The sequence below is a fragment of the Peredibacter sp. HCB2-198 genome, from assembly GCF_045999315.1.
GTDB lineage: Bacteria > Bdellovibrionota > Bacteriovoracia > Bacteriovoracales > Bacteriovoracaceae > Peredibacter.
In genome coordinates this window covers 1,354,533-1,378,118 of record NZ_CP174607.1, presented here as the reverse complement: position 1 = coordinate 1,378,118, position 23,586 = coordinate 1,354,533, and the positions used below count along the sequence as shown (strand labels likewise).

Here is a 23,586-nt window from a genome sequence, read left to right as displayed (position 1 = left end):
GAAATTTTAAAAGGAATTTATTAAGAGATTCTAAATCGGTATACTCCCCTTCATGGAAAAACCGTCATCTCTCTTAGACAAACCTGAATTTCTCTCGGCACTTTTTGCCTGCACCAGCGATGGTGTCATTGCTTGTAATGCACAAGGTGAACTCATTTTTGTGAATCAGAAGGCCCAAGATTTTTTTGGAGGCCCTCAAGCAGCCGAAGCGATTCAAAATTGGCAGGAGCATTACGACGTTTACTACCCTGATCGCAAGACTCCTATGGGTCGTGAAGACATTCCGATTTATCGCGCTTTTAAAGGTGAAACGTTAAAAAACGAAGAAATTTTTGTGTGCAGGAAAGGCCAGGAACCTTTGCTATTTGTTTGTAATGGTGAACCCATCTTAGACAAGGATGGCAAAAAGCTTGGAGCGATCGTTACTTTCCAGGACGTCACGAAGTCTCAACTAAATAAAGCCATGGCCGATCTCAACAATGCCCTCTCACACTCAGAGAAAAGATTTCGTGCTATTTTTGAGCAATCCCCTCTTAGTATTCAGCTTTTAGCGAAAACCGGTCATACAATTCTAGTTAATCCGGCCTATCGCCAACTCTGGGGACTCTCCGAAGAGTTCGTTCAAAACTATATTTTGAAAGACTTCAATCTTCTTGAAGATAAAATTTTGGAAGAAGCGGGACAACTTGAAACCATCAAGCGGGCCTTTAAAGGTGAAATAGTTGCAGTCCCTGAGTTTCTCTATGATCCGGCCAAGGTGGGAGTCTACGATGCTCGCGCCAGATGGGCCAAAGGACTTCTCTATCCTCTAAAAAATGATCAAGATGAAGTTCAAGAAATCGTTGTCATTCATCAAGATGTGACTGAGCAGCACGATATAAATGAGACCCAGGTCTTCATGGCCCATATCAAATCCATGCTTATATCGACACTGGACTATGAGGAAATCATTCAAAAGGTCGGAAGCTCTTCGATTCCTATTCTTGCAGATGGCTGTGCTGTAGATCTACTCGAGGGTGATTGCATTAAGCGCATAATCATCAAGCATTTTGATCCAAACATTGAAAAGCTTATTCAAAAAATGACTGATGATTATCCTCCGAGCCTTGAGACTCCCCAGCCGACTTCCAGAGTGCTTACAACCGGGAAGCCATTACTGACCAATAAGCTGAATGATGAGATGCTGAAAAATTTCTGTGTCTCACAAGAGCACGTTGATCTTATGAATGCCATTGGATTCAACTCTCACATTGCAGTTCCCCTTAAGATTCGTGGTAGAACGATTGGATGCTTGAATTTATATAATACAACCGACCGTAAAAGATTTGATGAAAGAGATCTCAGAACAGCCATGGAGTTGGGCAGACATCTGGCAGTGGCGATAGATAATGCTCGCCTGTTTAAAGACTTCCAGAGTGCTGTCCGTCTTCGCGATGATTTCATTTCAATCGCTTCTCATGAACTTAGAACGCCCATTACTTCATTAAACCTTCAAATCGAAGTATTGAATGACCTCATCAATAATTTGGGGATTGATACCAAAGAAACAAAACTGATGAAAAAGTTCCTTCAAGGGACAAATGGACAGTTGGCCCGCCTAACCAGACTGGTCGAAGATATGCTGGATATTTCACGCATCTCCACTGGAAAATTAACTCTGCGTAAGCAGGAAATGAATCTTTCAGAATTTACCAAAGAAATACTGGGAAGATTTTCTGATCAGCTAAAATCTCTTCAAATTGATTTGAATTATAATAATCAAACCGAGATCTTTGCTCAAATTGACCCTGAAAGATTCGAGCAAGTCATCACCAACTTCATGACCAACGCTATCCGATATGGTAATAAAAAACCCATTCACGTCTCACTTGAAGAAACCAATGAATCGCTCGTATTGAAAATTCAGGATTTCGGTCGAGGAATCGCACCAGAAGACCAAGAAAGAGTTTTTAAACGCTTTGAAAGGGCCCATACAGCAGAAGATGTAAGTGGTCTGGGATTAGGTCTATTTATCAATAAACAAATTATAGAGGAACACGGTGGAACCGTGCGATTAGTGAGTGATTTGGATAAAGGCTCTACATTTATTGTTGAGCTTCCGAGGGTTTAAATTTTTTTGAAATCAGTGTCGATATGTATCTCCGGTCACATCAAGCACGGAGATTTTTATGAAAATTCTTATTATTATTTCGGCCATGCTTTTCTCATCTTCAGTTCTGGCCCACTGGACTTCTCCGAACGGTATTTCTCCTAAGAAAGAAGAAGTTTTGCCGAAGGATGTTCGCGAGCCTTCATCAGTTCAACATGAAAAGCCCGCGCCTAAAAAACATCACGAAAAAGAAAAGAACGCTAAGGGTACATAGTACCCTTAGTTCTTCGGTTTTATAAATTTCAAAGTCATTCTGTCACTCTCACCGATTGAAAGGTATTTTTCACGGTCCTTATCCCCAAGTTTTAGAGTTGGAGGAAGTGTCCAAACACCTTCAGGGTGATTTTTAGTATCTTTTGGATTGGCATTGATCTCAGAAGTCGCCACAAGTTTAAATCCTGCTTTCGTTGCCATCTCAATCACGTCCTGTTCTCTGACGTAACCGCTTTTAGCAAGAGGATCTTCCTGAGTTGGTAGAGCGCGGTGTTCAACAACTCCAAGAACTCCACCAGGCTTTAAAACTTTATAAAAAGCATTGAAGGCCTGATCTTCACCTTTTGCCATCATCCAGTTATGAACGTTTCTAAAAGTGAGGACCATATCTGCTGTCCCATCTGCCGGGAAAACAATCTTTGATGGTGGAGAGAAAATCGCTGATTCCATTTTTGGAGCAACGTTCGGAAACTTCGCCTTCCAAGCATTGATCTTTTCTTCATTGGCCTTGAAATATGGTTTATCTGCAACTGGTGAGGCCATAATATAGCGTCCTTTGTTCGCCAAGAACGGAGCAAGGATCTCCATATACCATCCTGTTCCTGGTGCAACTTCAACCACTGTCATCTCAGGTTTTAGACCAAAGAAATTCAGGGTCTCAACTGGATGACGGTACTTATCTCGCTCGCGATTTTCTGGTGTTCTATAACCAGTATCCACTGCTTCAGCTATGGTCTCAGGTAATTCAAGTGTGTTTGGATCTCTCTTTGATGAACAAGCAACTAGAAGCAAACTTAGGAGTAGATATTTCATAGAAACGTCCTTTTTCAGTATGACTAATATGAAGGAGATTTAATTATGAAGGGTCTAAAAGGTGTCGTCTAGCCTCACACCATATGGTAAATTCTTGCCATGCCTACCGACTTTAAAAAACTTATGACCGCCCGTTTTTTCTTTACTCTCGCTGTCCAAATGCAGGCCATTGTTTTAGGTTGGAGGATGTATGAACTAACAAAGGACGCTCTTTATCTGGGTCTTATTGGCCTTGTTGAAGCAGTTCCAGCGCTTGGTCTCGCCCTTTTTGCAGGATATATTGTTGATCGCTCTCGTCCATTAGTCGTTTACCGAAGACTCACTCTCGTTAGTTTGGCCTCCGGATTACTCATGCTGCTTTCGCAGTTGCCGTATTTTGAAGTCACAATCTCTCATCAAGTCATTCTTCTTTTCTGTTCTTCTTTTTTAACCGGTTGTGCACGGGCCTTTTCTCAACCATCAATGTTTTCTCTCGTACCGAAAATTATCCCTCGTGTGCTCCTGCCAAAATCATCCGCATGGATGTCTTCGGCGATGCAAACGGCGAGAATGTCCGGGCCCGCTCTTGGAGGAGTTCTTTACGGCTTCCTAGGCGTTTCAGGGACCGCGGTCATTATTTGTACATTTCTTCTGGTTACTATCGTCTCTCTCTACTTGTTCGATTTTAATCCGCCGGCCAATGTGCCAGAGAAAAACAAATCCATTAAAGAAGAGCTTTTGTCTGGTGCAAAGTTTGTTTTCAAACATCCCATTCTTTTTCCCGCATTAACTCTCGATATGGTTTCTGTGCTTTTTGGTGGTGTGACCGCTCTTCTGCCTATTTATGCAGCAGAAGTTTTATTTGTGGGCCCAGAAGGACTTGGTATTCTAAGAGCTGCTCCGGCCATCGGCTCGTTTCTTATGAGTGCCTGGTTAATTAAGGGAGAAATAAAAAAGAACGCTGGTAAAAAACTTTTTGGGGCGGTGGCAGGCTTTGGAATTTGTATTTTAGTCTTCGCCGTAAGTCGCAATTATATGCTCTCACTTCTTGCTCTTGTTTGTGCCGGGGCCTTCGACGGTGTCAGCATGGTGGTTCGAACTTCTGCAGTTCAACTTTCCTCACCAGACCACATGCGAGGACGAATTGCGGCGGTAAATTCTATTTTCATTGGTTCATCCAACGAAATCGGTGAATTCGAGTCCGGAGTGGCGGCAAAGCTTCTGGGAACAGTTCCTTCCGCTATTTTTGGAGGAATTATGTGTCTCGCCTCAGTAGGAGTCATCTCGCTTCTATCTAAGAAACTTCGCAATTTAGATTTAGAAGAACTAGAAAAGGCTTAGCTCCGGGAAATGATCCAAAAACGAAGTCAAAATTTTCTTTTCACTTTCAATGCTAAAGTGGACCAAATCTACTGCCTGATCGTTTGTGATGTTTGATAAGCGATCCGATTTTTCCAGTAGAATTTCAGAACTAGTTCCCTTTGAAATCAAGACATCTTCCAGAATCATAAAGATAGGAAGGCATGAAGATTCCACTGCAGGTCGAGCAAAATCGGCCATTCGATAAAGATACTGCTCAACAATTGGATCCTTTAAACCTTTATGCATGGCCCGTTTAAATACTTCTCCAATGGCGGCGGAATTAAGTATCGCAACTTCCTTACCATTAGTTTTAAAGCATTCATTCAGCATCCCTGAGTCAACAGAAACATTTGTTTCCAGCGGAACACACTTAAGGGCCTCACCCTTTAAATCCATTCGCTTCATGACGGCCGTGGACCAAATAAACTTTGAACAATCAAAATCCAATCTGTCTGATTCAAGACAGCGTAGCTCAATCGTGTTCCAAGTTCGGTTCCATCGAACAGGGTTCCAATTAGCGCCTTTCTTCAGCACCAGTCTTGATAAATCTTCTTCTGGCAAACCAATGTTTTTGCCTAACTCTACCCAATGAGCAGCACTCTTTTGAAAAAAGAGTAAAACTTCTTTTGATGAATTCATCACCGGTGGAAGCGCACCATTCATGGGATAATTTTTGTAAACACCTTCGAAATAACGAACGGCCCTCATACTTGATGCTTCATGAACCCCAAAAAAATAAGGCGAACTCCCGAAAGCAATCATAGGAGTCAACATCAATCCCATGTTGAACTTATCTTGTAGTTCTCGATTAGAAAAAAGATATTCTCCCGCAGTTTCCACTTCAAAGTGAACATGCATTCCAGCGCAATTTCCGGCAGGAGTTAAAGGAGTTTCTTTGTTCATCATCCAGGATGATTGAATCTTCTGATCGAGGATACAGTTTTGCACGAAGTAACTCCATTTCGGAGTCATGTGCGGCTGATAATCCATGGGCATTGCGCCCAATGGAACGAGCGTGGCCGCCTCACGCTGGGCCACTGATTTTAAGCGCAAATAATTTTCAATATAACCCTTAAGCACATCCAAAGGCGCAGTGGATGGCTCAGTCACAATCTCGACTATATTAAGGACAAACTCATTAGTGACTTGATTGATAGGAGCTGAAGACTCATGCAATTCAAAATCTGAGAGAGCATCAATAAAACGAAAAACACCGTCTGAAGGTCGATTATGCTTTAGGTCAAAGAGGAACTTTTCAATTTCTAGACCAAACTTCATTAAGAAACCTTAACATGAATTCAGAATTTTACAAAATTCATAGCAGCATTTTAAGAATGCCTTTAGTTGTTTATCGACGTGCCTTCAGTTATTTGATCGCCATGAAACGAATAATTTTCCTCTCAATATTCATTCTTCTCACTGCTTGTGATGGTAAAAAAAGTTCTAAAGAACCCACAAGTATTGTGACGACAACAGAGGAAGTGGCCGTTGAAACAACTCCTCCAGTTGAGGAACCATCAGAAGAGTCTTCACCAGAAATTTCAACTGTAGAGTCTGAAACTCCCATTATCATCGTTGATGAATTTCCCGAAGAAGAACAACAACCAGAAGAAAAGATAGAACCTGAATTACCACCCACTACTATTGTGACCGAGCCTGAACCTATTCCGTCAGAACATGTGCCCCAATACGACTATGATCTTCTGGAAGAGAAAGGAATTCATGTTGAAGGCCGATCCATTTTATCAGAGCTTAATTATCCTGCAGCGATCTATTGCTCGAATACGAAATATCTGAATTCGGAAAAAATTTTAGAACTAAGACAATTTTTTCTTTTCCTCGATGAAACCACGACCAAGGCGATGGATGACATTGACATTCAAACCAGCTTGTTAAAAAAGATGATTCAAAAGTCTATCTCAGAATTAGAGACCAATGAGAACTCTAGATTCTGCCCAAAAATATACCTCGCCATCGGGACAGACTAATATGAAGTTTTTCCTCTTTGCTCTTATTACTTTTTTTCTTTGCTCCTGTGGTAAAAAGGGCCATGAGACAAGTGGAGTAAAAAGCGATGAAATATTAACTGTCGATCTTGAAAAAGAGATACGGGATTTGGCCAATAAAGGACTTCACTTCTCTAGGCTTTCTAATCTTCAAGACCCTAAAAGACCAATGACTCTTTACTGTAGTAATACAACATCACTTAATTCAGAAAAAATCGACAGATTAATGACGTTCTCCCAGCTCCTTCAAAGTGAGAAGCAAGAGACTTACTTCATTAATAAATGGGAAATCTCCAAGGTTGTTCTTCTCCAACTGATTCAGGAAGCAAAGGAGACCTTAGAAGAAGATCCTTATGCATCAGTATGCCCTCAGATCTATCTCGCCATTCAGAATCCATACTAAGTAATTGAGTTTGCCATATTTATGCTCTCTTGCCATGTTCCTCAGCGCGGAGGACAAATATAGATGAATAAGCAAGGAGGCTATTTATGGCAACCACGACTCAACCTCGGACACATTCGTCATTTGATTTGACCGGAACAAAAATGTCCTTGATTGCTGTACCAATCGGACGTTTTCTTTTTTCTCTTATTTTTATCATCTCAGGCATTAATCACTTCAGTAGTGGAAGTATTGGATATGCGGCCAATCAAGGAATTCCAATGGCCGACATCCTCGTGCCTATTTCAGGCATTCTGGCCCTACTAGGTGGTTTAAGTGTTCTTTTAGGATTTCACGCTCGGTTTGGAGCTCTTCTACTCATTGTTTTTTTAGTGCCTATCACATTACTTATGCATAATTTTTGGTCTTTTACAGATCCTGAAATGGCGCAAATGCAGATGGTACATTTTATGAAAAACATCGCCATGCTAGGGGGCGCCGTTCTGATTTATTTTTATGGGGCAGGCCCAATTAGTTTGGATAATCGTCGAGCAAGAAGGGCCACATAAAAAAGGCCACCGTCTGGTGGCCCGCTTTATTTAATTTTAAAGAGCGTCGTCGAGATCTTCTTTTGTTTCTTCCATTTCCTGCTTCATATTCATGTCATCTCTCATATCAGATTTACATGCGTTTACTTTTGCAACCGTGGTCGCTTCATTAACACATCTTTTAGATTTTTGAAGCATTGAGATTTTACTATCAATTTTTTCGTTGGCACTTTTTTTCATTGCATTCAGATCTTCGGCCATCACACTCATCATAAAAAGAGACACTGTCGCAACTAATAAAAACTTCATAGATTCCCCTTTGGTTGAGTCAAATCAACTCATCTTAGGTCAAACAATGCATGGTATTCAATGCGCAGTGAAGACCGACAAAAGATTATTTCTTGTGCTTACGAGCATCTTTTTCCAAAAGGAATATCCCCGAACAAACTTTTCGACCTGATATATTTTCTGAATCAGTTAGAGGAGTTTCATAATAAGCACTTTGATTGCCTAATAAAAACTTCAAGCTAGAACCACCTTTACTACTTAGGGCCACTCTGGATCCGTTCTTTCCACCGTTAAAGACCTCTAGCTGTGCTCGCTTATTGGTCTTGATATCAATGTAATCACACTTGAATTCCAGGCCAATCGTCGCCTTACAGTGCATATCAAACCCAGGCAGATCAGTGCTCATGATTCCGCCTTTTTTCAAATCAACGGAGAGAGATTGGCAGCGTTCGAAAGCAAATAAAACATTGTCTTGCAGAGGCCCTACTTCAGCGGCGAATACCGCTGAAGTTAAGAATAAAAAAATAAAATTAATGAGCAGCAAGTTCTCTCTCCACGGCCTTAACGATGATTGGGTCCTGAGGATCAAGCTCAGGTGAGAATCTATCAACCACTTCACCTTTACGATTAATTAGAAACTTTTCAAAGTTCCACTTAATATCATTTTCTTTGCCAGAGAGGAGACCTTTAGAGTTTAAGCGTTCAATCAATGTTCCATCTGGTTTCATTGTTGCATTTGGTTTTGTTTCAGTCAGAAAACGATAAAGCGGATGTTGCCCCTCGCCTTTAACTACAATTTTTTCAAACATCGGGAATTTAATCCCATACTTCATACGACAAAACTCTTGAATCTCTGCATTCGTTCCTGGCTCTTGGGCAAGAAATTCATTGGCAGGAAATCCCAGTACTGCAAGACCTTTGGACTGGTAATTTTCATATAGCTTTTCCAGGCCATCATATTGTGGAGTTAAACCACATTTCGATGCGACATTCACCACTAACATCACCTGGCCTTTAAAATCGCCCAGAGAGGCCTGGGTACCATCAATCTTTTTTACATTAAATGAATAGACGTTCTGAGACATAAAAACTCCCGGTTTTAATGCTGATAAGCTCCTCAATGTTATCGGATAAATTGCGTTCACTGAACTTTTTTGGCAAAAAAAAATGGCCACTTTTTACGGTGGCCATCTTTTTGTTCATCTATCCTCAGATTTTACTCTGCTGATCTATGAACTAGAATCAGTATATCTCTCTCGCTCTTCGTGGTGAAACTATTTAACCTGAATCTTAAAGCAAGATTCCTGATCAGAACGGTGACTGATAATGGAAACTAAACTAAGCTTCTTCGACTGGAATTTCGAAAGTAAAAGTCGAACCATGACCAAGAGTACTCGTCACAAAAATTCTTCCTCTATGAGATTCGATAATTTCTTTTGAAATAAAAAGACCTAAACCAAGACCACTCACCTCGGCCGAGTGAGATGCTCTTTCAAATCGACCAAAAATCCTTTCCAGGTCCTTTTTATCAACGCCATAACCCTGGTCCGTCACAGATACTGAAGCGTAAGAACCTTTCTTCTCAATTCGAATTTCGATCGGTTTGCCTTTCCCATAACGAATGGCATTGGTCAGCAAATTTCCAATGACTTGCTCAAGGCGAAATCTGTCCCAATGACCTGACAATTTGTCTGTTACTTTGATCACAGGTAGAGGAATTCCAGCTGCCTCAAACAAGAGACCCATGCGAAAGACCACTTCTCTCACAACATCGCCGATTTCTTGCCGACTTTTCTCAAGGTTTAACTTTCCGGTTCTAATACGAGAGACATCAAGCATATCGTCAATGAGACGAGTGAGTTTTGTGACAAGGTCACTTTGCTGAGTGGCCTGCTGCTTTTGTCTTTCGACAGGGATTTCAGTGTTCTTTTCCAACATTCGTAAAGTAAGTTGGGACTGAAGTTTTAATGAAGTTAGGGGCGTTTTTAATTCGTGAGATGCAATAGATAAAAACTGATCACGGGCCTTCAGGGCCTCTTCCATATTTTTAAGAGCCTTTACCTGCTCAGTCACATCAACGGCCATGGTAAGAATACCAGTCGTGAGACCATTCTCATCTTTGATTGGTTCGTAAAACAAATCCTGGTAACTTTCAATTTTTTCTCCGCTCGGAGATATGATCTGTATCTCACGGGCAGGAAAGAAAAGACCTTTACCACTAAAATAAATTTCATCCATCAATTTCACAAATCCCTGCGGGATAAGTTCTGGCAGGGCATCTTTAAGTGGCATTCCAAGGACCTGTTTACCACCAAGACTTTTTAATCCCGCAGGATTGATCATTTCAAACACATGATCAGGACCAGTCATCACCGCGATGAGAACCGGGGCCTGCATGAAGAGAGAATAAATTCTGGCACGTTCTTTATCGGCCAGCACTCGCGCATTTTTTTGATCTTCAATGTCTGTTGTAGTGCCTGCCCAGCGCTCTACTCGACCTTTCTCATTCTTAATCGGAATTCCACGGGCAACATGCCAGCGGTAACTTCCGTCGGCCATTCTGATTCGATAGTCGGCCTCATAAGGTGAGCCGTTCTTAATCGCTTCACTCCATTGAAGAATGGCATTCATTCGATCTTCTGGATGAAGCACGTTTACCCAGCCATTTCCCATATTATCGTCTAGGTAGGTATTCGTAATTCGGGCGAGATTATTGTTAAAGAAAATGGCCTTGCCTTCAGCGTCTGTGATCCAAACAATCTGGGGCATGACTTCTGTTAAACTTCTGAATCTTGCTTCGTTCTCATGGGCCAATCGTTCGGCCTTTCTTTGATCAGTGATGTCTCTCGCCATCACAATGAAACCACGAACAGATCCATCCTCTTTAAAATCCGGATGATAAATTTGTTCTACTTCACGGCGACCGAGTGAATTGTGTGGCAAGAATGAAAAAAATTTTAATTTTTCTCCACGAAGAACGCGCTCAATGTAAGGAAGTCGTTCTGCAAAGGCATCTCGCCCGATGACTTCCATCGCATTTTTTCCAATGTAATCAGTAGGACTTTTACCAAACCAGTCTTTGTAGTAATCATTCACAAAATGATACTTAAAATCCTTATCCAGATAGGCAATTAGACCCTGAAATCCAGCAGAAATTAGCCCAATGAGATGGTCGGATGTAAATGAATGCATGAATTGAGCCTACATTGCTTTTGTCAGAAAGCCAAAGCCCATTTACGCAGAGCAAATCTAAATTTTATTCAATGCCTTCCCTCACTGATTTTGGTACTTTTTTAGAGTCATTTTTTTCCAGAAGGCACTATGCAAAAAAAACTTGTTCCCGAGTACATTGAAAAACTTGAAGTATATCAAGCCGGTAAACCTATTGAAGAGCTGGCACGTGAAAAAGGTCTGACTAAAATTTCAAAGTTAGCAAGTAATGAAAATCCGTTGGGGCCTTCTCCATTCGCCATTCGCGAAATGACGAATGCTTTGTGGGACGTTCATCGTTATCCGGATATGTTCGCTCACCAACTTAAAAATGCTCTTTGCGAACTCTACCATTTGAAACCTCAAAACATCATTCTCGGTAATGGTTCTGAAGGTATTATGGGATATATCGTGCGTGCATTTCTTCAACCCAATGAAGAAGTCGTAACTTCAGAAAACACATTTATTGGTTTTTTGATTCTGGCAAAATCAGTAGGAGCAAAGCTGGTTCAAGTCCCTCGTCGTCCTGACTACAAATATGATGTTAAGGCCATGGCGGAAAAGATCACCGAGAACACAAAGATCGTTTATATCGCGAATCCTGATAATCCAACCGGAACCTACATCACGAAAGAAGAGTTTGATTACCTCATGAAACATGTTCCAAGTCACACTATCGTGATTCTGGATGAGGCCTACTTCGAATTTGCTCAAGGTCAATGGGACTATCCTGATTCTATGAACTATCGTTATGATAACGTGATCACTCTTCGTACTTTCTCGAAGGCCTATGGTATTTCGGGAATTCGTTGTGGTTATGGTTTTGGACATGATTACCTTATCGGAAATCTTCATAAGGTGAAACTTCCATTTGAACCAAGTCTGATCGCTCAAAAAGGCGCCTACGGTGCATTGAAAGATTATCCACATCTTCTTCGTACACTAGAAAACAATAAGGCCCGTTACGAAGAACTCTTTAAATACTTAACGGATCATGGATTTAATCCAATCCCAAGTGTAACGAACTTTATCACCATTAAAACTGGTTCTGAGGAAGCAAGCTTGTTCCTTTACAATGAACTACTTAATCACGGTGTGATTATTCGTCCGCTGCGTGCGAACCTCATGCCGGATCATGTTCGTATTTCAATAGGAACAAAAGAAGAAATGAGTCACTTATACGAAGCGATGGATGAAGTTATTCCTCGCTATAAGCAGAAATTTGGTGGAGCATAGATGAAAGTTGTAACTTACAAACGTTCTTCCTTTCTTGGCGTGCAAAAACGCCTAGGTCTTTTCCTGGATGAAAAAACCATCATTGATGTAAACCTTTTGTGGCAGGCGGATTTTGAACATCAGGGATTTTATTCTCCTGAAAATCGTGCGGCGATGTTTGCCCCAAAATCATTGGCGCAGTTTCTACGCGTCCATCAAGATGCTGCTATCCCAATGCTACAAGATACACTTGAGCGTTATAAGAAATTCATAAAATCAGGAAATCTTAAAACGCAAAACGGTGCTGATATTGCTTTTCACCTTCACGATGTAAAAGATGTGAAGTTTGATGCTCCCCTGGATGAAATCGCCATGTATCGCGATTTCTACGCTCATGAGAAGCACGTGAAAAAAGGTTTTGAGAAGCGCAAGGAAGAAGTTCCGCCTGCTTGGTATGAAATCCCTGCTTACTACAAAGGTGGTAACACTGGTTTCATTGGACAGGACGATATCATTCCTTGGCCATTTTATTCTCAACAGCTGGATTACGAACTTGAACTAGGGGTGGTGATCGGTCGTGATGGGAAAAACGTGAAAGCAAAAGACATTAAAAAACATATTTTCGGATTCACTATTCTAAATGATGTTTCGGCACGTGATATTCAAAGAAAAGAAATGTCGATTCGTCTTGGACCTGCCAAAGGTAAAGATTGGTGTAGCATCATGGGCCCAGTCATCGTGACGTATGATGAATTTAATTATGAAGAACCGAATCTTCTTATGACTGCCTCTGTGAATGGTGAAGAATGGTCACGCGGGCAATCAGGTGACTCTCACTACTCGTGGGGAGAAATGATTGAGCACATGGGCATGGAAGAATGGATTCGCGCAACGGATTTCATCGGTTCAGGCACAGTAGGTACCGGTTGTGGACTTGAACTCGATAAATGGATCAAGCCAGGTGACAAACTAGAACTCTCGATTGAAAAAATTGGAACTCTTAAAAACATTGTGGGTACACCAAACCCAAAACCATAGGATAAGTTATGGCAGAAAATTTTAAAGCGAGTGGCGTTTATACTAAACAGGCCCACGTAAAAATTCCTGAAGGGATGTTTGAGGAAGAACACGGAAGAAAAGGTTTCTTTGGACGTGTTTCACACCTCTATCATCAAAACAAGCCGACTGATTGGACAAATATTGTGGGTGAACTTCGTCCACATAATCTTCCCCCGGTCTTTGGAGAGAAGTCGCTTCAAAATAACTTCGTAAAGATGTTCTATAACACTGATGTCGAAGTCTATTTAGGAACGATGACAGCAAATTTTGATTCCTTCTTCCGAAACGCCGACTTTGATGAACTTTTCTTTATTCACGAAGGCGAAGGGAAAATTGAAACAATTTACGGTCATATCCCATTCGTAAAAGGTGATTACATCATCATTCCTCGCGGGACGACTTATAAGACCTACATTTCAAAACCGTGCAAAATTTTAAAGATTGAATCTCATTCAGAATTTGAAGAACCGACTCGTGGAATTCTAGGCCCTAATGCCCTTTATGATCAGACCGCAAAGTTTGTTCCGGAAGCGGCCGTGGGTTCTGAACAAAACTTAAAAGAGTACCATATTGATATTAAACATCGTGGAAAGATCTCACGCGTGACATATCCATTTAATCCGCTAGATGTGGCTGGCTGGAAAGGTTCCCTTTATGCCTGGAAACTTTCCATCTATGACTACTGTCCAATCAACTCTCACCGGTATCATATTCCACCATCAGGGCATACAACATTTGTGGCGCAAAACTTCGTGATTTGCTCATTCGTGGCAAGACCACTTGAATACACTAGTGAGGGAGTACTCAAAGTTCCGTTCTTCCATTCAAATATTGATTACGATGAAATTCTTTTCTACCACCAAGGCAACTTTTTTTCTCGGGATAATATCGACGCTGGGGCGATCACCTATCACCCACAGGGCATTCACCATGGTCCACACCCAAAGGCCTTCCTAAAGGCCAATGAGAATGAATTTACTGATGAATATGCCGTTATGATTGATGCCCGTAATCCACTAAACATGACTCCTGAGTTCGAGAAGCTTGAGAACAAGGAATATTGGAAGAGTTGGATGCTCAAGTAAGAATTACCTATCTGGCTTCCGGTGATAAATGAGTGAAAATTAAAGCATTCATTTATCACAAGGAAGTTTATGAAGAAGCTTTTGGCCCTCTCTCTCCTCTTATCAATGTCAGCATATGCCGCTGATCCTGTGTTCGATAACCTCTCTAAAAAAGACGTAGAAGATGTCTCTATGGAGTTCGGTGGTAACTTTGCCCACACTGCAGTTGCTGCTCCGGAAACAGATGGTCTTTGGGGAATTGAAGTTGGTGCTGTAGGCGGACAAACACAATCTAAAAAATTCGCGGACGTTATTGATGCTTCAGGTGGTGACGGAAGTGATTTTAAGAATGTTTATCATGCGGCGGTAATGGCCCGTGCTCACTTTCCGTTCGACCTATTCGTGGAACTAACTGTTCTTCCTGAACAAGAGTTCAGTGATGTAAAAGCTAAAAGTAATTCATTCGGCCTAGGCTGGAACTTTGGTCGTTTCATGAATCTTCCACTAGATATCGCCATCGGTGCTGATTTCTCAAAAGGTAATGTGAAATTCCACCAGAACGCTCAAGGTTCAGCTCCTGAATCTGATATCGAACTAGAGACAAAAACGACTGTTTACTGGCTTGGTGTTTCTAAGACTTTTGCATTCTTCACTCCATACGCGAAAGTTGGTACTTCTCGCATTGAAAGTGATCTTGATGCAACGGCCGCCATTTTTGGTTATACAGCGGCGACAAAAGAATCTGTTAATCTTTCAGGTAGCTTCCTGGCAGTTGGTGCCAACATCCAGCTTTTCTTCATCAAGTTAGGTGTTGAAGGTGCTCAAATCCAGGACGCAAAAAGAGTTTCTGGTAAGCTATCTTTTGACTTCTAATACTGTTATTGGTTTTCCATACTGGGGCCTATCCACTTGCATAGTTGGATAGGCCTTTTTTACTTTGGCCAAGATGTCATCCAAGTTCGCGCCCGGTAGCTCTGACCAGTCGCCATCATTGAAATCTTTAAAGAAATTATCAAAGTGCAGTGGAACAAAGATTTTTGGTTGATAGGTCTTGGCATGGCCATCAATGATGTCTTCATCATTCTTACGATTGGCAATTCCCTGAAAAAGAACATCCACCTTTTTAGCGTGCTTTTTTAATACCTCTGGGTGGGCCTTTGAACCTTGATCTACCAAGATCACACCTTCAGGATGCTCAACCAGATAAAACCATGTTTCACCTTCGTGATAATCGAAGAAGCTAAGCGAACAATCTTCCGGAACTGGTCCAGGTAAGAAAGCAAACATGTGCAGAATCTTTGCATGCTCACGAGTGAAAGGGGTAATAGTGAAGTCCCCTACTTTAATCTTCTCTTCTGCTTTATAGCGTTGAGTTTTAATTGCAGGGTCTTTATAGGCCTTGGCAATTCGCTCTGAGCTCTCATCAACATAAAAAATGCCGCTACCAAGTTTGGCCGCCATCGGAGCATCAATCACATGATCGAAGTGAGAATGACTGGCGAATACAGCATCTAGTTTTGTCAGTTGGTTTTTCTCCAGGACTGACTTCACGAGTGCTTCATCAGAGACGAGCTTGGAAATACCTGTCACATGCCTGAGGCCTGGTCTGGTCCAAGCGGGATCGAATAAAAGTCGGGTCTTCCCGTCATCAATCGCAACTGCTGTAACTGTTAACCAACGAGCATTAACAGCTGAAATCGCAGATTTAGGAGTAAGGGCCAGAGCGAAAATAAAAAATAGAGTTTTAAACATCATGTTGAATCTTATAAGCTATCGGGTATGAAAACATACCAAACAACCGGCGCCTTTGCAGATAATTATAAATTTTTAATTGGTTCGATAATTCCTCGACCAATTGCTGTTATTTCTACTCGTAACATCGACGGATCTAATAATCTAGCTCCGTTTTCGTTTTTCACAGCGGTGTCGGCCTCTCCGATGATTATCGCTTTTTGTCCGATGATCAGAACCTCTACCGGTGAGTTCAAAGATACGGTTAAGAATATTCTGAGAGAAAAAGAGTTTGTTGTAAATTTTTGTACAGAAAACAATTATACAAAAGTGAATCTCGCCTCTACTGAGCTTCCTTATGGAGAAGATGAGTTCAAGTTCTCGGGTCTTACTCCAATTGATTCAGAAGTTGTAAAGGCCAAGCGCTTACTTGAATCACCTATTCAGTTTGAATGTGAGTTCAGAGATATGCTTTGTTACGGCAAGGTTCCCGGCTCTGGTTCACTCATTACTGGTGAAGTTAAACTCGTTCATGTCGATGAAAACATCATGAAAGATGGAAAGATCGTCACTGATCTTCTTAAAGCAGTCGGACGTGGTGCTGGTAATGATTGGTTTAGAACTGATAGCCGCTTTGAAATGGAGCGCCTGACAAAGGCCCAAATTCAAAAATAATTACTTCGTACAATGAACATCGTTAAGATAAGAATCACCTGCGGGAAAAAGAAGAGCAATCGTGGTCGTCTCTCCGGTGATCGTTAGTCTTAAGGAATTGCTTGAAACAACATTGTAATTAGTCTCATCATTTTGAATGATGTCTTTACCTTCTGAGGTCTTGATAATCGTAGCGACATTATAACTACTTCCTGTGGCCTTCATATCCTGGCTCATCATAGGATTCCGCGGATCTAATCCACAAGTAATATTCAAAGCAGAGATGGATTCTTCAGTGATGTAACTCACGCTACAAGGTATATCCATAAAGGTCCCAGTACATGATCCAGATTCAGATCCAGTGTACTTTGTAGGGGCCACCACAATTCTGCATGAACCCGTTTCACCCATAAGCTCCTTAACATCAGACTTCTGACAATTTTTCTGATGAACCTCTGCCAAATCTGCATGAGCAAAAGTTGAAAGAAGTGCAGTAAGAACGATCAGGGCGAGCTTCAAATGGAACTCCATCGTTAAAGGTTGCGGCATTATAGGGGAAAATCCTTCAGGTAGTTTAAAGCCTGAAAAAATAACCTACTGTGCTTACTCTCTTGGCCATGCGAGATCCTCGCCCTATGTAATAATTTCTCATTCTCTCAAAGAACCAAATTTCTCGGGTGAATTGCCCCGCTTTCGTCCAAATCTGCCTCCGGGATTGTCCCCTTTACCCTATAAAACTTACTTCTGACTTGGCACCCGACTGGCATAACCAGACCGGATCACAAATGGCCCAGGGAGTCCATCAGCCTCAAAAATAATCTGAACATTCTGGAGATCAAATGATGAACACAGTCAGTGAAACGTCAGACCTATTGGTTTTTTCGCATCTACGTTGGGATTTTGTGTTTCAGCGTCCTCAGCATTTGTTGTCTCGCCAGGCCAAGGGCCGTCGTGTCTTTTATTTTGAAGAACCCGTTTTTGGCATGACTGAAATTCCTCGACTCCATTTAAGAGAGACTGCGGAAAATGTCTTGGTCGTCATTCCTTATCTTCCTACAAACATCGACCCGAGCAAGATGGAGGCCGCACTGACTGATTTGGTTGACGAACTTATCTATGAAGAAGAACTAATTGATTATACACTTTGGTATTATTCACCGAAGGCCCTGTCATTTTCTCGTCATCTGGAACCTAAATCCATCATCTTTGATTATCTTGATCATCTCTTTTATCAAAAAGACCGCGATCAAAATGTAGAGCAAGAACTACTTCGCAAAGCTGATCTGGTTTTTTCAGCAGGACAATCTATCTATGAAGAAAAAAAACATGATCACCACAATATTCACTTCATGCCGAACGCCCTTGATTACACGCACTTCTCACAAGGTAGAATGAAGCTGGTTGAACCTGACGATCAGATTAATATTCCTCATCCACGTATCGGTTTTTACGGAGTGATTGATCAACGCTTTAACTTTGATCTGATCATGCAAATGGCAGATTTGCGACCGGATTTCCAATTTGTTCTGGCCGGTCCAGTTGTGAATCTAGATACAAGGACTTTACCAAGAAGACCCAATGTCCATTATCTAGGGAAAAAGGACTATTACGCGCTTCCACTTTATTTAGCAGGTTGGGACGTCACCATTATGCCATACCTTCAGAATGAGATGACTCGATTCATTTCTCCCATGAAGACCATGGAGTATCTTGCGGCCGGGAAAGCAGTCGTGTCGACAAGTGTCCCAGACGTCATTGTTCCGTTTTCTAAAAAACAGCTCGTGCGAATTGCTGATAGACCGAAAGACTTTATTCAACAGATTGAAGAGGCCATACAAGAAAAAAACGGCCCGGAATGGCTCGATCGAGTCGATCATTTCTTAAAAGATCAGTCATGGGACAATCTCCATGAAAAGATGGCCAAGCTTGAATTAGACTTCGTTAAAGATAGAAAATTCAGAGAAGAAAGACCAAGAGTGATCCATCCTTTAAATATCACGACGAGCAGAGTGGTGTAACATGAGGCCTTTGGAAATGTGGGGCGGAATAGAGTCGACCCTCAATCGCATGGGCGATCGCTACATCAATCAAGTGGAAAGAAGCGGTCATCACAAACGACTCAGTGATCTTTCCCTTTTCAAAGAACTGGGAATCAAAAAACTTTTTTACCCATGCTTGTGGGAAACTGTCGCTCCAAGAGATCTTGATCATTGTAACTGGTCATTTCTGGATGAACGTTTAGGTGAACTCAATCGTCTTGAACTTAAGGTAATTGCAAAGTTCTTGCATCATGGGAGCGGGCCAAATTATACCAGTCTCATTGATCCAGATTTTCCGGAAAAATTCGCGACCTACGCCAGACAATTTGCGGCCAGATATCCAACGATTGATGAATATGCTCCCATTCACGAAATTACCCGAACCGCGCGTCTTAGTTGTCTAGAGGGCCTGTGGTACCCGCATCTCAAGAACGAGACCTACTACTTGAAGGCCATTATCTATCAAAGTAAGGCCTCGGTCCTTGCGATGAAAGAAATCAGAAGAATTAATCCACGTGCAAAATTTATTCAGACGGAAAATTTAGGTGAATACTTTAGTACCGATAAGCTTAAGGACCTGGCCGAATTGGAGAACAATCGAAAATGGCTAGCTCTGGACCTTCTTTGTGGAAAGGTCGACTCATCCCACTCACTCCATCAGTATCTCCTGGATCATGGCATTCGAATTGAAGAGCTAAAATGGTTCAAAGAGAATTCTTGTGCCCCTGACGTTATTGGGGTCCATCACAGTCTTATGAGTGATCGCTTTTTAGATGAAGAACTTAATCTTTATCCAGAGTGGACAAGAAATGAACAGGAGAACCAATCCTATGCCAATGTAGCGGCGATTGATTCCGGTAAACTTGAGAACATGACATCCGGAAATGTTCTTAAAGAGGCCTGGAAGCGTTACCAGATTCCCCTCGCCATTACTGAAAGCCATATTCTGGGAGAAAGAGAGGCCCAGATGAGATGGCTTGGTTCTACATGGCAAATGGCAGAGGCACTAAGAAAACAAAATATTAATATTGAGGCAGTCACTTCCTCTGCACTTCTGGGAACCTTCGCTTGGCACGAAGGAGAAAGCTTTTACAATCCTGGTGCCTTTGAGCTTCATCATACCACTCTAAAACCGACCCCTACGGGTCTTGCACTCTTAATAAAAGAGCTTGCAACCATAGGTCACTCTCATTCACCAGTTCTAAAATCAGAGGGTCATTGGGAAACCTCCAGACGAATTCAGTGGAGTGATCGAGATGGAGATTTTATTCGGTTTTATCATCGAAGCGATGTTCAACCCATTCTTATTCTTGGGGCCAATGGAGTTCTTGCCCAGGCCATTGCCAGTGCCTGCGGAAGTAGAAACATCCACAATCGCATGGTCAGAAGACATGAACTGGATATTACTGACAAAGATTCAATCGAAGAAACCATTAATGTCTATCGACCATGGGCGGTCATCAATGCGGCCGGATTCATTCATATTAACAATGAAAAACATGCTGAAGAAACTCGATTGAAAATGACAGGGGCCCTAAAACTTGCTGAAGTGTGCGCGGACCGAAATGTGGCACTTCTAAATTTTTCATCTGACCAGGTCTTTTACAAGCATTCAAATGCGGCCTACGTGGAAAGCAATGTATCAGCTCCTGTGAATGTGTTTGAACGTGATGAAGTCGAAAATGAAAGTCATCTCATCAACGCCCATCCCGATGCCCTCATAATCCGTACAAGTGCCGTCCTTGATTCAGATTCAGAGTTTTGTGCTCTGGAAGAATGTCAGATGCCTGAGTCCCAATTAAAAGAAATCGCCAACCACTGCCTTGATCTTCTCATTGATGAAGAGAAAGGCATTGTTCATCTTTTTAATGACGGCGGCGTCAGTCATCAAAAGTTTTCTGATTGCGCATCAGAGACCATGAAAGAGAGACTGCTCATTCAGGAAGATTTTCCTTATGAACATCCGAGAAGAATTATTTCGGTCATAAAAAGTGACAAACAAATTCGACCGTCAAGATCTCATCAATCGGTTTTCAAAAAGTTGTTTGACTTGCACTTACCAGATGATTGGCAACAGGAGCAATATCAATGAAGTATCACATCGGCATTGCTGGGGCCGGATTCGCTGGAGCGGTCCTGGCCAGAGAGCTCGCCGAAACGGGGAAATTTCGAATTACCATTTTTGATGAAAGAAATCATGTCGGTGGAAATTGTCACACTAAACGGGACGAAGAAACCGGCATTATGATTCATCAGTACGGGCCACATATCTTTCACACCAATCGAGAAGACGTATGGGACTATGTAAACCAATGGGGAAAATTTGAGCCCTTTGTTAATCGAATCAAGGCCCAAACCAAAAAAGGCGTCTTTAATCTACCGATTAATCTCCTCACAATTAATCAGTTCTTCCAAAAAAAGTTCAGACCTAAAGAGGCCCGTGACTTTGTTGGCTCTCTCGGGGACTCCTCTATTAAGGAACCTAAGAATCTTGAAGAGTATGCTTTAAAGTTTTTTGGGAAAGAGATTTATTCAAATTTCATCGAAGGCTATACACGGAAAAAGTGGGGCGTATCTCCCAAAGAACTTCCGGCCTCTCTCCTTCAGCGCCTGACTGTACGTTTTAATTACGACGATGATTATTACGATCATCAATATCAAGGAATACCTGTTAGTGGCTACACTGAAATCATCAAACGAATATTAGATCATCACGATATCGAAGTTCGTATTGGGCAAAGACTTGATCCTGAAAGAAAAAGGGATTTTGATCATACCTTTTGGTGTGGTCCCATGGATGGGTTTTTTAATTATAAATTAGGACGATTAGGATACCGGACACTCCACTTTGAAAGATTCGTTGAGAGTGAAGACTACCAAGGAAATGGCATCATTAATTTTTGTGAAGAAGATGTTTCTTATCTTCGGATCTCGGAATACAAACATTTCATGCCGTGGGAAGAGCATGACAAATCAGTTTGTTTCAAAGAATACGCTCGACCTTGCGAAGAAAGTGACGTTCCTTACTTCCCGACTCGTTTACATAAAGATTTAGAACTTCTAGAGCAGTACATGGACATGTGTCGCTCCGAAGATAAAATCACTTTTATCGGACGCCTCGGAACCTATCGCTATCTCGATATGCATATGGTGATTGGAGAATCTCTGGATCTTGCAAGAATATGTATTAAATCTGAAATCCAAAATTGGCCCAAATTCAGCGCCGATCCATTAGGAGTGTAGATGAGAGTTCTCGTCACTGGTGGTGCCGGCTATATCGGCAGTCATGCAGTCCGTGATCTTATTAATTCAGGTCATTCCGTGACGGTGCTTGATAATTTATCAAAGGGACACCGAGAGGCGGTTGATCCGCGGGCGAGTTTTATTGTGGGGAACCTTTCTAATCAAGACCTACTCATTCGGACCCTTCATAGTCATCAAATTGAAGCTGTCATACATTTTGCCGGTCTTATTGATGTTCGTGAAAGCGTGCATGAACCTTACAAGTATTACTATACAAACCTCTCGCTCACTTTGAATCTTCTCTATGCCATGATGAAAGCAGGAGTAAAAAAAATTATCTACTCCTCTTCAGCGGCGGTCTATGGCAACCCAGACATAAATCCCATTGCAGAAAGAGAGCACCCTGAACCCATTACTCCCTATGGAAGAAGTAAGCTTATGGCAGAGACTGTCATTGAAGACTTCGGTCGCGCTTATGGATTAAGCTACATTATGCTTCGCTACTTTAATGTGGCAGGAGCTAGTACAGACTCAATCTTAGGAGAAGACCATCATCCGGAAAGTCATCTTATTCCCCGCATTTTGCATGCAGCAAACGAAGGAGGGGTCGTTGAAATTTTCGGAACTGATTACCAAACGCCGGATGGAACCTGTATTAGAGATTTTATTCATGTCCTGGACGTGGCGCGTGCCCATGTATTGGCCCTCAATCATTTACGTCCAGGTATTCAAGAAATTTATAACATCGGAAGTGAGCGCGGCTTCTCTGTCAAAGAAGTCATCGCCGCCTGTGAAAAGGCGACTGGAAAAAAGATATCAACCATTGAACTTAAAAGAAGGGCCGGTGATCCAGCGATTCTAATCGCCAACACTCAAAAGATCAGAAAAGAGCTTAAATGGATGCCACTATATCCTTCCATTGAGACCATCGTTCAACATTCATGGCATTGGCATTCGACTCATCCCAATGGCCTCGAAGAACCCGATGACTCCGCTCAAATCCATCATTAATTCTGACGCTCTGCCAGTCACTTCATTATTGTGGTCAAACCTCCCTCCCAACTTTAAAATTATGCCACTAGGATTATTAAGGAGAAGTCATGGGACTGATACTCAAACAGCTATTTGCTTTTATTAAGTTACTTAACTCTGATACTGGTAACATTTCTTTGGCCATGGGAATGACCTGTGGGTTTATTTTAGGAATGACTCCAGTTCTTTCACTTCATAGCTTACTGATATTTTTAATTCTCTTTTTCTTTCGTATTCAAATTGGGGCCGCTTTTGTGGCCGCCTTCTTCTTCAAATTCATCGCCTTCCTCTTGGATCCGGCATTTGATTTTGTGGGACAAAAAGTTTTAGAGATGGATTCCCTTCAAGGCCTCTTTACGACTCTTTATAACATGCCCATTATTCCCTTCACTCGTTTCAATAATTCGATTGTCATGGGTTCGGCAGTCGTAACATTTGCTCTATCGCCTATTGTGTTCATTCTAAGCCAATACTTCATTGTTAAGTATCGTGAGATCGTTGTCGCCCGCTTTAAAGGCACCAAATTCTGGAAGGCCCTTCAAGCGACCAAATTTTATCAGTGGTACTACAAGTACGAACAATACAGCTGGAAATAAACG

24 protein-coding genes are annotated in these 23,586 nt (G+C 41.8%); 16 read left to right on the top strand and 8 right to left on the bottom strand.

Annotated elements, in window-relative coordinates; translation table 11 throughout:
* The first annotated feature begins 52 nt into the window (after positions 1 to 52).
* Both ACJVC5_RS07000 and ACJVC5_RS06995 read left to right on the top strand, forming a co-directional pair.
* Complete coding sequence (locus ACJVC5_RS07000) at positions 53 to 2,110, top strand: PAS domain-containing sensor histidine kinase (RefSeq protein ID WP_408098653.1); 2,058 nt, start codon at positions 53 to 55, stop codon at positions 2,108 to 2,110.
* 58 nt (positions 2,111 to 2,168) lie between these two features.
* Complete coding sequence (locus ACJVC5_RS06995) at positions 2,169 to 2,363, top strand: hypothetical protein (protein WP_408098652.1); 195 nt, start codon at positions 2,169 to 2,171, stop codon at positions 2,361 to 2,363.
* A 5-nt stretch (positions 2,364 to 2,368) separates the two neighbouring features.
* On the opposite strand, the gene ACJVC5_RS06990 is transcribed toward ACJVC5_RS06995, so the two are convergent.
* Positions 2,369 to 3,175 (bottom strand): class I SAM-dependent methyltransferase, encoded by an 807-nt coding sequence (locus tag ACJVC5_RS06990; protein ID WP_408098651.1) that lies wholly within the window; start codon positions 3,173 to 3,175, stop codon positions 2,369 to 2,371.
* Positions 3,176 to 3,274: 99 nt separating this feature from the next.
* On the opposite strand from ACJVC5_RS06990, the gene ACJVC5_RS06985 reads away from it, so the two are divergent.
* The gene (locus tag ACJVC5_RS06985; RefSeq protein ID WP_408098650.1) at positions 3,275 to 4,495 is read left to right on the top strand and encodes an MFS transporter; all 1,221 of its coding nucleotides are present in this window, start codon (positions 3,275 to 3,277) and stop codon (positions 4,493 to 4,495) included.
* Here the strand turns inward: ACJVC5_RS06985 and ACJVC5_RS06980 are convergent.
* On the bottom strand, positions 4,481 to 5,794 hold the full coding sequence (locus ACJVC5_RS06980; RefSeq protein WP_408098649.1) for a hypothetical protein: 1,314 nt from the start codon (positions 5,792 to 5,794) through the stop codon (positions 4,481 to 4,483). The genes ACJVC5_RS06985 and ACJVC5_RS06980 overlap by 15 nt on opposite strands.
* Positions 5,795 to 5,895: 101 nt before the next feature.
* On the opposite strand from ACJVC5_RS06980, the gene ACJVC5_RS06975 reads away from it, so the two are divergent.
* From ACJVC5_RS06975 to ACJVC5_RS06965, 3 genes are all read left to right on the top strand, one after another.
* Complete coding sequence (locus ACJVC5_RS06975) at positions 5,896 to 6,504, top strand: hypothetical protein (protein ID WP_408098648.1); 609 nt, start codon at positions 5,896 to 5,898, stop codon at positions 6,502 to 6,504.
* A gap of 1 nt (position 6,505) precedes the next feature.
* On the top strand, positions 6,506 to 6,925 hold the full coding sequence (locus tag ACJVC5_RS06970; protein ID WP_408098647.1) for a hypothetical protein: 420 nt from the start codon (positions 6,506 to 6,508) through the stop codon (positions 6,923 to 6,925).
* 86 nt (positions 6,926 to 7,011) lie between these two features.
* A complete protein-coding gene (locus ACJVC5_RS06965; protein WP_408098646.1) occupies positions 7,012 to 7,473 on the top strand; it encodes a DoxX family protein in 462 nt (153 codons plus the stop codon).
* Between the two features lie 36 nt (positions 7,474 to 7,509).
* Here ACJVC5_RS06965 and ACJVC5_RS06960 read toward each other — a convergent pair whose 3' ends face one another.
* The 4 genes from ACJVC5_RS06960 to ACJVC5_RS06945 form a co-directional block, all read right to left on the bottom strand.
* Positions 7,510 to 7,761, bottom strand: a complete 252-nt coding sequence (locus ACJVC5_RS06960; protein ID WP_408098645.1) for a hypothetical protein — start codon at positions 7,759 to 7,761, stop codon at positions 7,510 to 7,512.
* Positions 7,762 to 7,846: 85 nt separating this feature from the next.
* Positions 7,847 to 8,284 carry a hypothetical protein gene (locus tag ACJVC5_RS06955; protein ID WP_408098644.1) on the bottom strand — a complete coding sequence of 146 codons (438 nt, stop codon included), beginning with the start codon at positions 8,282 to 8,284 and terminating at the stop codon, positions 7,847 to 7,849.
* Positions 8,271 to 8,825, bottom strand: a complete 555-nt coding sequence (locus tag ACJVC5_RS06950) for a glutathione peroxidase (RefSeq protein ID WP_408098643.1) — start codon at positions 8,823 to 8,825, stop codon at positions 8,271 to 8,273. Before ACJVC5_RS06950 ends, ACJVC5_RS06955 begins: the two co-directional genes overlap by 14 nt.
* A 253-nt stretch (positions 8,826 to 9,078) precedes the next feature.
* Positions 9,079 to 10,932, bottom strand: a complete 1,854-nt coding sequence (locus ACJVC5_RS06945) for a PAS domain-containing protein (RefSeq protein ID WP_408098642.1) — start codon at positions 10,930 to 10,932, stop codon at positions 9,079 to 9,081.
* A 129-nt stretch (positions 10,933 to 11,061) separates the two neighbouring features.
* Here ACJVC5_RS06945 and hisC point away from each other — a divergent pair, with 129 nt between their 5' ends.
* From hisC to ACJVC5_RS06925, 4 genes are all read left to right on the top strand, one after another.
* Positions 11,062 to 12,186 carry a histidinol-phosphate transaminase gene (gene hisC, locus ACJVC5_RS06940; protein WP_408098641.1) on the top strand — a complete coding sequence of 375 codons (1,125 nt, stop codon included), beginning with the start codon at positions 11,062 to 11,064 and terminating at the stop codon, positions 12,184 to 12,186.
* Positions 12,187 to 13,203, top strand: a complete 1,017-nt coding sequence (locus tag ACJVC5_RS06935; RefSeq protein ID WP_408098640.1) for a fumarylacetoacetate hydrolase family protein — start codon at positions 12,187 to 12,189, stop codon at positions 13,201 to 13,203.
* Positions 13,204 to 13,211: 8 nt separating this feature from the next.
* The gene (locus ACJVC5_RS06930; RefSeq protein WP_408098639.1) at positions 13,212 to 14,309 is read left to right on the top strand and encodes a homogentisate 1,2-dioxygenase; all 1,098 of its coding nucleotides are present in this window, start codon (positions 13,212 to 13,214) and stop codon (positions 14,307 to 14,309) included.
* 69 nt (positions 14,310 to 14,378) lie between these two features.
* Complete coding sequence (locus ACJVC5_RS06925) at positions 14,379 to 15,161, top strand: DUF6588 family protein (RefSeq protein ID WP_408098638.1); 783 nt, start codon at positions 14,379 to 14,381, stop codon at positions 15,159 to 15,161.
* Here the strand turns inward: ACJVC5_RS06925 and ACJVC5_RS06920 are convergent.
* Complete coding sequence (locus ACJVC5_RS06920; protein ID WP_408098637.1) at positions 15,144 to 16,043, bottom strand: MBL fold metallo-hydrolase; 900 nt, start codon at positions 16,041 to 16,043, stop codon at positions 15,144 to 15,146. The two genes, ACJVC5_RS06925 and ACJVC5_RS06920, sit on opposite strands and share 18 nt — an antisense overlap.
* Positions 16,044 to 16,067: 24 nt before the next feature.
* Between ACJVC5_RS06920 and ACJVC5_RS06915 the strand changes: the two genes are divergently transcribed.
* Positions 16,068 to 16,694 (top strand): flavin reductase family protein, encoded by a 627-nt coding sequence (locus ACJVC5_RS06915; protein ID WP_408098636.1) that lies wholly within the window; start codon positions 16,068 to 16,070, stop codon positions 16,692 to 16,694.
* On the opposite strand, the gene ACJVC5_RS06910 is transcribed toward ACJVC5_RS06915, so the two are convergent.
* On the bottom strand, positions 16,695 to 17,192 hold the full coding sequence (locus tag ACJVC5_RS06910; RefSeq protein WP_408098635.1) for a hypothetical protein: 498 nt from the start codon (positions 17,190 to 17,192) through the stop codon (positions 16,695 to 16,697).
* A gap of 320 nt (positions 17,193 to 17,512) precedes the next feature.
* On the opposite strand from ACJVC5_RS06910, the gene ACJVC5_RS06905 reads away from it, so the two are divergent.
* The 5 genes from ACJVC5_RS06905 to ACJVC5_RS06885 all read left to right on the top strand — a co-directional run bounded on the left by ACJVC5_RS06905 (position 17,513) and on the right by ACJVC5_RS06885 (position 23,583).
* Positions 17,513 to 18,691, top strand: a complete 1,179-nt coding sequence (locus tag ACJVC5_RS06905; protein ID WP_408098634.1) for a glycosyltransferase — start codon at positions 17,513 to 17,515, stop codon at positions 18,689 to 18,691.
* A 16-nt stretch (positions 18,692 to 18,707) separates the two neighbouring features.
* On the top strand, positions 18,708 to 20,804 hold the full coding sequence (locus tag ACJVC5_RS06900) for a sugar nucleotide-binding protein (RefSeq protein WP_408098633.1): 2,097 nt from the start codon (positions 18,708 to 18,710) through the stop codon (positions 20,802 to 20,804).
* Positions 20,801 to 21,955, top strand: coding sequence for a UDP-galactopyranose/dTDP-fucopyranose mutase family protein (locus ACJVC5_RS06895; protein WP_408098632.1), 1,155 nt, complete (start codon positions 20,801 to 20,803; stop codon positions 21,953 to 21,955). Before ACJVC5_RS06900 ends, ACJVC5_RS06895 begins: the two co-directional genes overlap by 4 nt.
* Positions 21,956 to 22,966: a UDP-glucose 4-epimerase GalE gene (gene galE, locus ACJVC5_RS06890; protein ID WP_408098631.1), complete on the top strand. Its 1,011-nt coding sequence runs from the start codon at positions 21,956 to 21,958 to the stop codon at positions 22,964 to 22,966.
* A gap of 89 nt (positions 22,967 to 23,055) precedes the next feature.
* Positions 23,056 to 23,583 (top strand): TIGR03546 family protein, encoded by a 528-nt coding sequence (locus ACJVC5_RS06885; RefSeq protein ID WP_408098630.1) that lies wholly within the window; start codon positions 23,056 to 23,058, stop codon positions 23,581 to 23,583.
* Positions 23,584 to 23,586 lie beyond the last annotated feature (3 nt).

What these genes read in the sequence shown, in the direction of transcription:
- ACJVC5_RS06990 (WP_408098651.1), bottom strand. Translation starts at nt 3,175, where the DNA reads ATGAAATATCTACTCCTAAGTTTGCTTCTAGTTGCTTGTTCATCAAAG.
- ACJVC5_RS06920 (WP_408098637.1), bottom strand. Translation starts at nt 16,043, where the DNA reads ATGATGTTTAAAACTCTATTTTTTATTTTCGCTCTGGCCCTTACTCCT.
- ACJVC5_RS06970 (WP_408098647.1), top strand. Translation starts at nt 6,506, where the DNA reads ATGAAGTTTTTCCTCTTTGCTCTTATTACTTTTTTTCTTTGCTCCTGT.
- hisC (WP_408098641.1), top strand. Translation starts at nt 11,062, where the DNA reads ATGCAAAAAAAACTTGTTCCCGAGTACATTGAAAAACTTGAAGTATAT.
- ACJVC5_RS06980 (WP_408098649.1), bottom strand. Translation starts at nt 5,794, where the DNA reads ATGAAGTTTGGTCTAGAAATTGAAAAGTTCCTCTTTGACCTAAAGCAT.
- ACJVC5_RS06900 (WP_408098633.1), top strand. Translation starts at nt 18,708, where the DNA reads ATGTGGGGCGGAATAGAGTCGACCCTCAATCGCATGGGCGATCGCTAC.
- ACJVC5_RS06950 (WP_408098643.1), bottom strand. Translation starts at nt 8,825, where the DNA reads ATGTCTCAGAACGTCTATTCATTTAATGTAAAAAAGATTGATGGTACC.
- ACJVC5_RS06960 (WP_408098645.1), bottom strand. Translation starts at nt 7,761, where the DNA reads ATGAAGTTTTTATTAGTTGCGACAGTGTCTCTTTTTATGATGAGTGTG.
- ACJVC5_RS06975 (WP_408098648.1), top strand. Translation starts at nt 5,896, where the DNA reads ATGAAACGAATAATTTTCCTCTCAATATTCATTCTTCTCACTGCTTGT.
- ACJVC5_RS06985 (WP_408098650.1), top strand. Translation starts at nt 3,275, where the DNA reads ATGCCTACCGACTTTAAAAAACTTATGACCGCCCGTTTTTTCTTTACT.
- galE (WP_408098631.1), top strand. Translation starts at nt 21,956, where the DNA reads ATGAGAGTTCTCGTCACTGGTGGTGCCGGCTATATCGGCAGTCATGCA.
- ACJVC5_RS07000 (WP_408098653.1), top strand. Translation starts at nt 53, where the DNA reads ATGGAAAAACCGTCATCTCTCTTAGACAAACCTGAATTTCTCTCGGCA.
- ACJVC5_RS06905 (WP_408098634.1), top strand. Translation starts at nt 17,513, where the DNA reads ATGATGAACACAGTCAGTGAAACGTCAGACCTATTGGTTTTTTCGCAT.
- ACJVC5_RS06965 (WP_408098646.1), top strand. Translation starts at nt 7,012, where the DNA reads ATGGCAACCACGACTCAACCTCGGACACATTCGTCATTTGATTTGACC.
- ACJVC5_RS06945 (WP_408098642.1), bottom strand. Translation starts at nt 10,932, where the DNA reads ATGCATTCATTTACATCCGACCATCTCATTGGGCTAATTTCTGCTGGA.
- ACJVC5_RS06935 (WP_408098640.1), top strand. Translation starts at nt 12,187, where the DNA reads ATGAAAGTTGTAACTTACAAACGTTCTTCCTTTCTTGGCGTGCAAAAA.
- ACJVC5_RS06930 (WP_408098639.1), top strand. Translation starts at nt 13,212, where the DNA reads ATGGCAGAAAATTTTAAAGCGAGTGGCGTTTATACTAAACAGGCCCAC.
- ACJVC5_RS06885 (WP_408098630.1), top strand. Translation starts at nt 23,056, where the DNA reads ATGGGACTGATACTCAAACAGCTATTTGCTTTTATTAAGTTACTTAAC.
- ACJVC5_RS06995 (WP_408098652.1), top strand. Translation starts at nt 2,169, where the DNA reads ATGAAAATTCTTATTATTATTTCGGCCATGCTTTTCTCATCTTCAGTT.
- ACJVC5_RS06915 (WP_408098636.1), top strand. Translation starts at nt 16,068, where the DNA reads ATGAAAACATACCAAACAACCGGCGCCTTTGCAGATAATTATAAATTT.
- ACJVC5_RS06925 (WP_408098638.1), top strand. Translation starts at nt 14,379, where the DNA reads ATGAAGAAGCTTTTGGCCCTCTCTCTCCTCTTATCAATGTCAGCATAT.
- ACJVC5_RS06895 (WP_408098632.1), top strand. Translation starts at nt 20,801, where the DNA reads ATGAAGTATCACATCGGCATTGCTGGGGCCGGATTCGCTGGAGCGGTC.